Raw genomic sequence first — 13,256 nt, forward strand, 5'->3', positions numbered from 1 at the left:
CCTCAATCCCCCTTAAAAAGCAAGATCCCCCTCAATCCCCCTTAAAAAGCAAGATCCCCCTCAATCCCCCTTAAAAAGGGGGAGGTGACGTTCTCATTGTTTCGCAATTCGCTATTAGATGTAATGATTCGACTACTGATTGTGGATGATCAGTCCATTGTGCGGGAAGGCTTGAAAAGTCTCCTGCAAGCCCAGCCCGATCTTGAAGTGGTGGGGATGGCGGAACAGGGGCAAATTGCGGTTGAGCAAGCGATCGCGCTCCGGCCCGATGTGGTGCTGATGGATATTCGGATGCCGATTATGGATGGGGTGGCGGCTACGGAGGCGATTCAGGCCCAAGCCCCGGCGATCAAAATTTTGGTGCTGACCACCTTTGATGATGATGAGTCCGTGAGTCGGGCGATTCGGGCAGGGGCGAAGGGGTATCTCTTGAAGGATACGCCGTCGGATGAGTTGGCCGAGGCGATTCGGGCAGTACAGCGGGGCTATAGCCATCTGGGGCCGGGCTTGCTCGATAAAATGATGGCTTATTCTGACCCGCCGACCCCCAAGCCGCCGCCGGAATTGGCGCAATTAACACCGCGTGAATTGGAGGTGCTGGCGCTGTTGGGGGAGGGCTATAGTAATCGTGAAATTGCGACGGCGCTGTATATTTCCGAGCGGACGGTGAAAAACCATGTTACCCATGTGTTAGGGCGGCTCCAGTTGCGCGATCGCACCCAAGCCGCCCTCTTTGCTGCCCAGTTTCTCCGCTAGGGCCTTAATTGATTTGGAAAATAAACGTCACCTTGTCCTCTTTACCGAGGGCAATGCGATCGCCCGCCCGCAACCGATGGCGATTCCCCGGCAAGAGCGGCGAATGGTTGATATACGTCCCGTTAGAACTGCCCACATCCTCGATATAGTAGGCATCCCCCTCCATCCGAATATCCGCATGCACCCGCGACACAACCGCAGAATCCGGAAACCCCGACACATCAATATCCGGCGGAATCGGCCCGCCCGGCTTGCCCAGGTGAATCACCGCTAAATTTTGGGGTAGTTCGATCGGTGAATTCGTTTGAACATGGAGTAACTGAGCCGTTTGGAGTTGCAGTTGGGTGGCGGCACTGCCGACTGGGGGCGGCGGGGGCAGATCCGGCAGCGGCGGCGGCAGATCCGGCACATTGCTGCCCAGATCCGGCATCGATTCCGGAAAGTCCAATTCCGGAACCTCCAACTCTGGGACTTCCAAATCGGGGGGTAAATCTGGCAAGGGGGGCGGGGTGTTGGCTTCGGGGGTCATGGTGGGAATGCTGGTCGCTTGTAAACTGAAACCACACTGGCCACAGAAACTGGCATCAGACTGCACCGAAGTGCCACAGTTCGGGCAAGACGTGGTGCTAGGGAGAGGGGTGTAACAGGCTTCGCATTGAGTTGCTCCCTCTGGATTTTGGTGACTACAGTTCGGACAAACAATCATAGGGTGTACATAGGGTAGGGAGTGAATAAACCAAATCAAGACTGAGGCGGTTCCGTCTCTTACTACGACGTTGATGATTCACATTTCCGGACATGGGGCCAGGGCTGCCCCGCTCAGGTCTAGGATTCCGGTGTTGACTTCATTAAGGATCATGCCTTCCTCAATCTTAATCGGGGGGATCAGGCCAAGGTCGGCGACAGGGGGAACGGTAAGAAAAATTTACGGCCTGTCGGGAAGGGCAACACCCTCAGCGGCGGCTTGGTCTAATAGCCAGATTGCCTCTCCGGCGGGGTGAACAAGACGCGAGGGGTATTGGTTCGAGTCGTCTTCAGGGGCGAAAACGTGATTGAGGGCGGTTTGCTTGTTGGCCCCAGCGACGAGGAAGAGAATCAGTTTGGCGCGGTTGAGGAGGGGGACGGTGAAGGTGAGCCTCGGTTGGCCGTCTTTGTTGCCGACGGTGATGGCGCGATCGCACAATTGCAGCGCCTCGGTATGGGGAAACAGCGAGGCGGTGTGACCATCATCACCCATGCCCAGCAAGATGATGTCAAATTGGGGAAATTCCCCGGCGGGGGTTTGGAAAAAGTCGAGAATGTCTTGGTTATGCTGGGCGGCATCGGTGGCGGGGTCGCCGCTGTGGGTGGGCATGGGGTGAATATTCTCGGCAGGAATGGCCACATGATCGAGCCATGCCGCCCGCGCCATGCCTTCATTACTATCGGGGTGATCCGCCGGAACATAGCGTTCATCGCCCCAAAAAATATGCAGCCGTTCCCAGGGAAGATCCTGCTGGGCGATCGCTTCATACAAGGGTTTTGGGGTGCTGCCCCCCGCGAGGGCGATCGTGCAATACTCCTGTTGGGCGAGGGTCTGACGAATGCGATCGCCCACCAACACCGCCGCCTGAGCCACCAACGCCCCTTTATCCGCCAACACTTGAATCGTTCGGGTCATAACATCTCCATCAACTACGCCCTAGCCTAGAAGGACTCGCGGGCCACATTCCTAAACTTTAGTGATTTCTTCGGAAGTGGGGCAAGGTCGGGGGATATCGTGCGATCGCCCCAGGCCAACGGGCTACAATAAGATAGCCACGAAAACACTGATACGGGCCCATCGTCACTCAGTCCGTAACCTTGACTGTATTTCGGGAAAATTTGCCTAGTCTGAACGGGTAGAGGTGTTGATTAATACTCGTGAATTTACGGTTGGTATTCGACCGGTAAATAGGATAAACATACGCTCAATTATTGGCACGATAATCTCATCATTGGCAAAAATCCTGAGTCATTTTGATCATTTTTGTCTCTCGCATCAGGTTTTCGCATCGTTAATTTTCATACTCCTATACACTGCATGATTCCTTCCCCTCCCTGTGCCTGTACACCAGAGATCCTCATTCCCTGCCTAGAGCGCTATGTTGCCCAGCATTTAACCGGTTGCCTCAGGATTACCTTTTCTCCGGTCATCACCATTGATCTGTACTTCAATTTGGGGCGTTTTGCCTGGGCTACGGGGGGTGTTCATCCGATTCGACGCTTCAAACGTCAGGTAACGCGCCATTGTGCCGATGCCATCATCCAGCCGATCTTGCTTCGCCCTGAAGAGCGAACCGCGAATTGGGACTACAATCTCCTGCTGATGTTGATGCGCCGGGGATTGGTGAATCAACCGACGATGAACGAACTAATCCGCTCCCTCACGTTGGAAGTGTTGTTTGATCTGTGGCAAGAGTTCACAATTCAACCCCATACCCAGCGTCCGCTAGCCTCCTTAACCGAGCATCCTGGTGCGCGTCCGTCCGAACAGGGAATCTTGCCCTCTCAGTCCACCCTGCGCGTCCAATCCCTGGTCACTGAATCTTTAACACAATGGCAGAGTTGGCAACAGGCGAACTTAACTCGCTACTCCCCCAACCTTGCCCCTCAGATTCTGAACCCTCAAGGGTTAACTCAGGCCGTATCGCCGACGGTGTATCAAAATTTCTCGCGCTTGATCAACGGTCAGCGGACTCTTCGGGATATTGCCGCCGTGATGCAACAAGATCCGTTGCGGGTGGCGCGATCGCTCAGTCCCTACCTCCAACAGCGGCTCATCGGCGTTGCCCCCCTCGGCGATCTCCCGATCGCGGCGTTGTTCGCGCCGGTCACTCCCCCAGCGCCCCCACCATCGAACCCTGAGCCATCGAACCCTGGGCCCCTTATTGCCTGTATTGATGACAGCCCCCACCTCTGCCACTTGATGGAGCAACTCCTCACCGATGCTGGATATCGATTTTTGCCCATTAACGACCCCCTCAAGGCATTGCCGTTACTGATCCAACATAAACCCGATGTCATCTTTCTAGATTTGATGATGCCGATCGCCAATGGCTATGAAATTTGTGCCCAAATTCAGCGAGTTTCAACGCTAAAAAATACACCCGTGGTAATCTTAACGGCTCAGGATGGTGTGGTTGATCGGATTCGCGCCAAACTGGTCGGAGCCACCACCTTTCTCAGCAAGCCAATCGATGCCCCCCGGATTTTGGCACTCCTTCAGCAATTCAACCTCAAAGCATTGCCGACCTAGTACAGAGTCAAGACTTAATATTCGGATTGTCTTGAATGTCCAATGCTCAACGTGACGGTGCGTTACGCTGCGCTAACAGCACCCTACAAATATCCTGATTCTTGGCATTGACGCTGCACTAGCTTGCATCACAATTCGTAACAGTTCCCAGGCTCTCACGGCAAAAACGAAAGCACCCCTCTAAAATAGCTCTAGGTGCTGACCATTTTGTAATTTCAATACTTGCTGACTCTGCCGACTCACGGGGAATGCCGCTATGACTGCTACATCTTCTAATCCCTACAGCACATCTGCAAACAGTGCTGCACCGCCAAACTCGGCATCCTCTCCCCCCTCGCCAGAACAGCCCTTGCGTGAGGTGCGCCAACAGGGGGTGCAGTTGCGATCGGCCCTGCGGGCGGCGAAGGATCGGGAGTCGTTATTAGCGATCGCCGTTGAACAAATTCGCCTCCAGCTTCAGGCTTCGCGGGCCCTAATCTACCAATTCACCACCCCATCCCAAGGCACGGTGATCGCCGAACATCTCGAACGGGGCTGGACTCCCACCTACAGCGAAACCCTGCCCGCCACCTTCTTTGGTGTGGATACCCAAGGGGAATACGATCAGCAGGAGGTGGTCAGCATTAAATATGTCGCCACCACCGATGTCACCCCCTATCAATTGCAACTGTTGGAAAAATATCAGGTGCGATCGAGTGTGAGTGTGGTGATTCGGCTGCGGGGTGGGGCCTGGGGCCTCTTGGTGGTGCAGCAATGTAATGAAGTGCGGCATTGGTCGCAGCAGGACATGGTGTTGCTCGAACAGGGGGCGACGGTGTTGGCGGCGCAGTTGATCGGCTACGAAGTGGACGAGGAGCATCAGCAGCAACTCCAACGGGATGAAATTGTCCAAAAAGTGAGCGATCGCATCCGTCGTTCCGTAGACCTCAAAACGATTTTTCAAACCACCACCCAAGAACTCCGCCAACTCCTCAAGGCGGATCGGGTGGCCCTCTATCGGTTTAACCCGGATTGGACGGGGAAATTTGTCGCCGAATCCGTGGGGGCGGGCTGGGTGTCCTTGCTGCAAACGCCTCCCGACCCGGATTTGCTGCGGGACAATAGCGAAAATTGTAATTTGAACGTGATGGCCGGGGGTCGGGGCGGCAATATCAGCATTGGGGAGGTGCGCGATACCTACCTCGAACGCACCCAAGGCGGCCTCTATAGTCGCGGCGAGAAGTTACGGGTGGTGAATGATGTCTACGCCAAAGGGTTTCCGGGCTGCTATTTGGAATTGCTCGAACGGATGCAGGCGCGGGCCTATCTGACGGTGGGGGTGTATCAAGGCGGGCAACTGTGGGGCCTGTTGGCGACCTATCAATGTAGCGGCGAACGGACGTGGCAGGATTGGGAAATTCGGATCGCGAGTCAATTGGCGGATCAATTGGGCGTAGCGTTGCAACAGACGGCCAATCTCCGGCAGCGGGATCAGCAGGCCGAGCAATTGAAGCAGGCGATTGAGCGAGAACGGGCGATCGCCAACGTCAACGACAAGATTAAACAGTCCCAAGACCCCGATACGATTTTCCGAACGGCGGTGAATGAGGCGCGGCGACTGTTGCAAAGCGATCGCGTTGCCATCTATCGGTTTAACCCCGATTGGAGCGGCACGTTTATCGCCGAATCCGTGGGCAGCGAATGGAAAGCCCTGCTCAATGCCCAAGTGGCCGATGAGCGGATCTTAGAAGGCACGGATGAGAACATCAACAGTGAAGGCTGCACAATCAAAGACATGAAAGTGCGGCAACTGGCCACCCTGGACACCTACCTCAAAGACACCCAAGGCGGGGCCTATCGCAAAGGGGAACAGTTCCGCGTCAGCAATGATGTGTACAACTCGAAATTTCCGGCCTGCTATCTCCAACTGCTGGAAAGTTTCCAAGCCCGTGCCTATATCAATGTGCCGATCTTTTTGGACGATAAACTCTGGGGCTTGATGCCCTGCTATCAATGTTCGGGGCCGCGGGACTGGACGGATGACGAGATTAAATTGATGGTGAATTTGGGGTCACAGTTGGGGATTGCCTTGCAGCGGGCAGCTTCCCTGGAAGCTGTGAAGGCCCAGGCGCGACGGCTAGAGGCGGCGGTGGAACGGGAGCGGGCGATCGCCAATGTCAGCGAAAAAATTAAACAGTCCCAAGAACCGGAAACGATTTTCCGCACCGCCGTAGATGAAGCGCGGCAACTGTTGGGCAGCGATCGCGTTGCCATCTACAAATTCAACACCGACTGGACGGGCAACTTTATCGCCGAATCTGTAAATCCCGGTTGGAAATCCCTCCTCAACGCCCAAGTTGTCGATGAGACGATCCTCGCCGGCACAGACAGCAACATCAACAGCAACGGCTGCACGATCAAAGACATGAAAGTGCGGCAATTGGCCACCCTGGACACTTATCTCAAAGACACCCAAGGCGGAGCCTACCGCAAAGGGGAACAGTTCCGGGCCAGTAATGACATCTACGCCTCAAAATTTCCCGACTGCTATATCCAACTGCTCGAAAGTTTCCAGGCCCGCGCCTATATCACCGTGCCGATTTTCCTCAAGGATAAGCTGTGGGGCTTGATGCCTTGCTATCAATGTTCGGGGCCGCGAGATTGGACGGATGAAGAAATTACCCTGATGGTGAATTTAGGGTCACAGTTGGGGATTGCCCTGCAACGGGCGGCGGATCTTGAAGCCGTCAAGGCCCAGGCGCAAAAACTCCAAGAAGCCCTCAACCGGGAGCGGGCCTTGGCGACGGTGAGCGACAAGATTAAAGACACCGATGATATTAATGCGATTTTCAGCATTGCGACCCAGGAGGTGCGGGCCTTGCTGAGGAGCGATCGCGTCGTGGTCTATCGGTTTAACCCGGATTGGAGCGGCGTGTTTGTGGCGGAATCCGTGGAACCGGGTTGGGTGTCGTTGATGGGCAAACAGGGGGAAGATCCTGAACTGCTGAAGGCGACGGCACAGAACATCGATACCGTCGGCTGCACGATTAAAGATATGCGGATTCGTCGCCTGGCCAGCGAAGACACCTATTTGCGCGACACCCAAGGCGGAGCCTATCGCAAAGGGGCCAAGTTCCGCGTCAGCAATGACATTTACAAATCCAAGTTTCCCGATTGCTATATTCGCCTCTTGGAAACCTTCCAAGCTAAGGCCTATGTGACCGTGCCGATTTTCCTCAAGGATAAGCTGTGGGGCTTGATGGCCTGCTATCAATGCGCTGCGCCCCGGACTTGGGAAGATGAGGAAATTAAGCTGATGGTCAGTGCGGGATCACAGTTGGGGATTGCCTTGCAACGGGCGGCGGATCTGGATGCGGTGAAGCAGCAGACCCAAAAGTTAGAAAAAGCAATCGAGCGGGAGCGGGCGATCGCACTAATCAGCGATAAAATCCGTCAATCCCAAGATGTGAGTACGATTTTCAAAAGTACCACCCGTGAGGCGCGGCAGTTGTTCGAGAGCGATCGCGTCGGGATTTATCGCTTTAACCCCGATTGGACGGGGGAATTTGTCGCCGAATCCGTGGGCAACAATTGGTTAAGCCTGCTCAGTTATCAAGTCGAAGATCCCAGCCTCTTAGAAAAAACCAAGGTCAATATTGATACCGAAGGCTGCACGATTAAACAAATGCAAGTGCGGCAAATGGCCAGTAAAGACACCTACCTCCAACGCACGGAAGGGGGAGCCTATCGCCAAGGGGCCGCTTCACGGGTCTGCAACGATATCTACGCCGCTGGGTTCCCGGACTGCTATGTAGAACTGCTCGAAGCGTTCCAAGCGCGAGCCTATATTACCGTGCCGATCTTTTTGGGCGATCGCCTCTGGGGATTAATGGCCAACTACCAATGTTCCGGGCCGCGCCAGTGGGAAAACGCCGAAATTCAACTGATGGTGCAGTTAGGCTCCCAGTTGGGGATTGCCCTGCAACGGGCGGCGGATTTAACCCAACTGCGCCAACAAGCCCAGGAACTGGAAACCGCAGCCGCCCGCGAAAAACTCGAACGCCAAGAACTCCAACAGCGGGCCTTAAATCTGCTGCGAGCGGTGCGGCCCGCCTTAGAAGGGGATCTCACCGTGCGCGCTCCCCTCTCGGAAGATGAACTGGGGACGATCGCCGATGTGTACAACAACACCCTGCAAAGTTTGCGGGGCATTGTGATTCAAGTGCAGGATGTGACGGCGCGGGTGGCGGAAACCTCCAAAGGCAGTGATGTCCAGATTCGTCAACTGGCGGCCCAAGCCCAACGCCAAGCCCAGGAACTCAACCAAGCCTTGGCGGAAGTGCAAAAAATGGTGAACTTCAGCCAGGATGTGGGGGTGAATGCGGCAGCCATTGAGCAAGCGGTACAAAATGCCAACCAGACGGTACATTCTGGGGATTCAGCAATGAATCGCACCGTGGAAGGGATTTTGGCGATTCGGGATACAGTGTCCGAGGCGAGCCAGAAGATCCGCGAGTTGAGTGAGTCATCGCAAAAAATCGATCGCGTCGTTAACCTGATTAGTGATTTTGCCACCCAAACTCAGTTGCTGTCGTTGAATGCGGCGATTGAGGCGACGCGGGCGGGGGAATATGGCAAAGGGTTTGCGGTGGTTGCCGATGAGGTGCGATCGCTCGCCTGCCAATCCGCCAGTGCGACCTTGGAAATCTCCAACCTAGTGGCAGAAATTCGCCAGCAAACCAGCGAGGTGATCAAAGTCACCGAGGCGGCGATTACCCAGGTGAGCGCGGGGACGAGCCTCGTGGAAGAAACGAAGGGGAACTTGACAGCGATCGCCGCCGCCACGGCCCAAATTTCCGAACTCGTCGAAAGCATCACCACCGCCACCACGGCCCAACTGGAGCAGTCAAAATCCGTCACCCAAACCATGCGCGAAGTGGCGGAAATCTCCGACAGCACCTCCGCCGAATCGGTGCAACTGTCCAACACCTTCCAAGACACCCTGACCACAGCCCAAACCCTCCAAGAGGTGGTGAAACAATTCAAGGTCAATTAATCCGTGATGCTCACTTGTCCACTGCCAATGGTTCGCTATGAAAGAATGGGATCTGCATAAACTGGCCGATGGTGTCTGGTCATCAATTCGAGATTGGGAGTATTTCCAACGGGATGAGGTGGGCCAGCAGGTGGCGAAGGCGGCGGAAGCGCTGTTGCAGACTCCCACCCCCCAGAGTTCGACCTCAATCCCGATCGATGACGATGAGGATGACCCCGACGAGGAACTGAGCCGCCCTCCGCGATCGCAAAGCCACCCATCGCAAAGCCACCCATCGCAGAGCCACCCATCGCAACCGATCGCCATTGAGGACGATGATCTATTTAGGGACGGCCCGCGTCAACCGATCATCACGCCGCCGCCCCCTGTGCCATCGCCCCCCCCTCAGACCGATGATCTTTGGGGGGATGATGACCTGTTTGGGGATGGGGTGCAAAGGTCAGAACCGGCGGCGATCGCCCCTAATCCCGTCCCTCCCGCCAGTTTTGAAATTGTGATTGAGCCAGAACCGGACGCGATCGCCCCTAATCCCGTCCCTCCCGCCAGTTTTGAAATTGTGATTGAGCCAGAACCGGACGCGATCGCCCCTGATCCCACCCCAGCCCAGACCGCCGATCTCGGCTTAGAGGATCGCACCACCATCCCCATTGATATCCTGCCCCCGGAACTCTGGCCCCTGTCCCCTCAACCCAGCGCCCCAGACCCCACAGCCCAATCACCGCAAGATATTGACCTCGAAATCCTAGCCGGATGGGGGAATGACTGGAGCGATACCCCTGATCCAAGCTTAGAACCAGAGGCAAGTTTTGAACCGCCGCCCGCATCTTTCCCCCTCGATGCGCCCGCCCTCCATCCTGACGAAATAACCGCCCCCGACCTAAGCCCGGAATACTGGGCGGTAGATGATGCTTTTAGCCAAGATGATGCAGAATTTGACCAAAATGCTGCAATATTAGCGAGTTGGGGCGATGATTGGCCGACGGCGGCCCCAGAGGAGGGCTTGAGTCCTGATTCTGATGATCTAGAGCAAATCCCAACGGAACCCCTCAGCCCACCGCCGGAACTGGGCCAACCCCCCGCGCCGGACTTTCCCCCAGAGATGATCGAGGCAGAACAGGCGATCGCACCCCCCGAAAATCCGCCCCCACCGCAGGCGATCGCACCCCCGGATCGAGAAGCCGATCCCTTCCCCGATTTTCCCGCCATGGATGAGATGGACTTTTCCCGTGAGCTAGATTGGCCCGACCCCGATGCCCTGGATCATCCATCGGCGGAAGACCTGTTTGGGAATGCGGGGCTGTTGTCTTTAGATGACCTGAGCCTAGAGGAACTCGATGGGTTTGATGCCTTTGAACCCTCGCCTGAACCCTCGCCCGCCCCAAAGCCAGAGGGTAACCCCCCCCTCGAAGCCCCTGCCGACAGTCGCAACCCCGAAGGTTATCAATACTTCGTCACCGAAGCGCAGGATCTTTTAGTCACCCTTGAACAGGAGCTTTTGGCCCTGCACGCAGGGTCAAGCACGGCGGATATTTATAGTTTGATGCGGGCCACCCACACCCTGAAAGGGGCATCGGCGAATGTGGGCTGCGACACGATCACCACGATCGCCCACAACATTGAAGATGTGTTTCGGGCGATGCTGGCCCCCGAAGCGGTGATCGATCAAGAATTGCAGGGGATGTTGTTTGAGGGCTATGAATGTCTGCGCTTGGCCCTGAGTGCGGAATTGGGCCATGAGCATAGCCAGGATGATGATCTGCTGAATCGGGCGGCGGATCTGTTGGCGCGGTTTCAGGTGAAGTTGGGGGATTGTTTTAACCAACAGCAACCGCTACCCAGTTCTGCGGAAATGGGGTTTGATCTAACCCAGTCGATTTTTGAGGTGGGGGTGCAGCAACGGATTGAAGAGTTGCAGGGGTTGATCGCCCAGAACCCAGACGGGGCAGGGTTGGCCGAAGCCCTCCAAGGTCAGGCTGAGGTGTTCATTGGGTTAGGAGAATCCCTAGGATTGCCGGAATTTACACGCCTGGCCCAAACGATTCAAGGGGCGATCGCAACTCAACCGGAGTCGATCGAAGCGATCGCCGCCCTGGCCCTTGCGGATCTCCAAACCGCCCAAACCCAAGTGTTAGGGGGCGATCGCACCCAGGGCGCAACCCTCAGCCCCGCCTGGCAACAGTACAGCCCCACGCTTTCCCCCTCCCCAACGGCAACCCCAACAGATAACCCGCTCCCCCTCATCGACGCGATAGATGATGCGAAGCCGGAATCCTCAGACACCTCAACCCTGGGTAACTCTGGCTTGCCGAGCTTGGATGATATTTTTGGGGTGGGTCTGATCCTGCCGGAGACGGGGCCGAAGCAGGAGATGTCGGGTCTGTTTGAGGGGGATGGCTCCGATGATGTGGATTCTGGTGATCGAGAGGAACCGGACGACGATCGCGAGACAGAAGCGATCGCTCCCTCTCGCACCGCCACCCCCGTCCCCGATCGCGTCACCCTTGCCAGTGACCTCTGGGATGAAGTCGTCCCCGCCTCCCAAACCAAAGCCCCGCCGCCCCAAACCCCGCCCCAGAACCTTAGCACCGCGCCCCCCGTCTCGAAAACCCTCCGCATTGAACTCGACCAACTCGAACACCTCAATCATCTGGTGGGCGAACTCCTGATCAATCAAAACCAACTCGCCCTCCGGGACGAGCAATTTCAAACCTCCGTCCAAAAACTCTCGGACTGGCTGCGCAAACACCGCCTCACCCTGGCTCAACTGCGCTCCACCCTCCCTAGTGAAACCAACTCCGCCACCGCTTCCCCTGTTCACCGTCTTCTTTACGCCGCCCTCGAAGAAACCTCCCAAATTACCCAAGCCACCGAGGACATGAATCTTTTGGTGCGCACCACCGCCTCCACCATTGAGCGCGAACAACGGCTCTCGAAGCAACTGCGGGACAATATGGAAGCGGCGCGGATGATGCCCATTGAGGGGTTATTGAAGCGATTTCCGCCGATGGTGAAGCAGTTGTCCTTTGTGAATAAAAAGCCGGTCACGCTGACGGTGCGCGGTACTGGGGTGCTGATTGATAAGACGATTACGGAAAATCTCTACGATGCGCTGCTGCATTTAGTGCGCAATGCCTTTGACCATGGGATTGAAGCGGTGGAAGCGCGACGGGCGGCGGGGAAGCCGGAACAGGGCCAGATTGAAATTGCGGCTTATAACCAGGGCAACCGCACGATTATTGAGGTGCGCGATGATGGTCAGGGGTTAAAGATTGACCGCATTTGTCAGCGGGCGATCGCCAATCATTTAATCAGCAAAGCCGAGGCCGACGAGATTCGCCGCCAACCTCATCCTGAAGAACGTCTGCTGGATCTACTCTGTTCCCCCGGATTTTCCACCACTGACCAAGTGAGCGATCTGTCCGGGCGCGGCGTGGGGCTGGATGTGGTCAAAACCCAGTTGGCGCAAATTAAAGGTACGCTCCAAGTCCGGCGACGCAATGGTGTTGAGTCGGGCAATGGCGGCCAGGGTACGATTTTTTCGCTCCAGATTCGGGAATCGCTCCTCAGTGCGCGGTTGCTGATCTGTCAGGCGGGGTCGTCGGTGTATGGGTTTGTGTCCAATGAAATTGAACAGGTGCTGATTCCGGGGGAAAAGCTACGGTTTATTGCTGGGCAAAAGGTGCTTGATTGGAACCAAGAAGAATCCGAATGCACCGTGCCGGTCTACGAACTAGCCTCGCTGTTTAAATCCCCGGCTCGGTTAGCGGCGACGCAGCAATATTTAGCCTTGGCGGATCGGGGGGAACTTCAGCCGGTGCTGAGTACGCCGCAGAATATTACGCCGGTGCTGCTGTTGCGCACTACCGATGGCTTGATCGGGTTGGAGGTGCAGCAGGTGATTGAGGAATCCGAGTTGGTGATTAAGCCGATTTCCGATGCGATCGCCCCCCCGCCCTACCTTTACGGCTGTAGTATTTTGGCCGATGGCCGCCTCACCTTAGTGATTGACGGGGCGATGCTGGTGCAACATACCCAAAAACAGGGGATGCGCCTGATTCAAGAATCCTTGGCCCCAGCGCGATCGCAGCCTGCGATCGCCTCTCCTGCCCTTTCCACCGAACAATTGGGTCTCTATATCCCCGACGCGCACCCCTCGGATCAACACCCCATCCCCACCCCCCCCGACCC

The 13,256-nt window shown here is 56.2% G+C and carries 6 protein-coding genes; 4 read left to right on the forward strand and 2 right to left on the reverse strand.

The window, feature by feature from the left end:
- Positions 1 to 123: 123 nt before the first annotated feature.
- On the forward strand, positions 124 to 756 hold the full coding sequence (locus PN477_RS08305; protein ID WP_272121867.1) for a response regulator: 633 nt from the start codon (positions 124 to 126) through the stop codon (positions 754 to 756).
- A 4-nt stretch (positions 757 to 760) separates the two neighbouring features.
- Here PN477_RS08305 and PN477_RS08310 read toward each other — a convergent pair whose 3' ends face one another.
- Entirely contained in the window at positions 761 to 1,462 is a 702-nt protein-coding gene (locus PN477_RS08310; RefSeq protein WP_272121865.1) for an FHA domain-containing protein, read from the reverse strand.
- Positions 1,463 to 1,681: 219 nt separating this feature from the next.
- The gene (gene pgl, locus PN477_RS08315) at positions 1,682 to 2,416 is read right to left on the reverse strand and encodes a 6-phosphogluconolactonase (RefSeq protein WP_272121863.1); all 735 of its coding nucleotides are present in this window, start codon (positions 2,414 to 2,416) and stop codon (positions 1,682 to 1,684) included.
- A gap of 402 nt (positions 2,417 to 2,818) precedes the next feature.
- On the opposite strand from pgl, the gene PN477_RS08320 reads away from it, so the two are divergent.
- From PN477_RS08320 to PN477_RS08330, 3 genes are all read left to right on the forward strand, one after another.
- Positions 2,819 to 4,033 carry a response regulator gene (locus PN477_RS08320; protein ID WP_272121861.1) on the forward strand — a complete coding sequence of 405 codons (1,215 nt, stop codon included), beginning with the start codon at positions 2,819 to 2,821 and terminating at the stop codon, positions 4,031 to 4,033.
- A 256-nt stretch (positions 4,034 to 4,289) separates the two neighbouring features.
- The gene (locus PN477_RS08325) at positions 4,290 to 9,068 is read left to right on the forward strand and encodes a GAF domain-containing protein (protein WP_272121859.1); all 4,779 of its coding nucleotides are present in this window, start codon (positions 4,290 to 4,292) and stop codon (positions 9,066 to 9,068) included.
- Between the two features lie 37 nt (positions 9,069 to 9,105).
- A partial coding sequence (locus PN477_RS08330) for a chemotaxis protein CheA (protein WP_272147150.1) occupies positions 9,106 to 13,256 on the forward strand: 4,151 nt, incomplete at its 3' end.

Origin of the sequence: Spirulina subsalsa CS-330 (assembly GCF_028330765.1) — a bacterium.
GTDB lineage: Bacteria > Cyanobacteriota > Cyanobacteriia > Cyanobacteriales > Spirulinaceae > Spirulina > Spirulina subsalsa_A.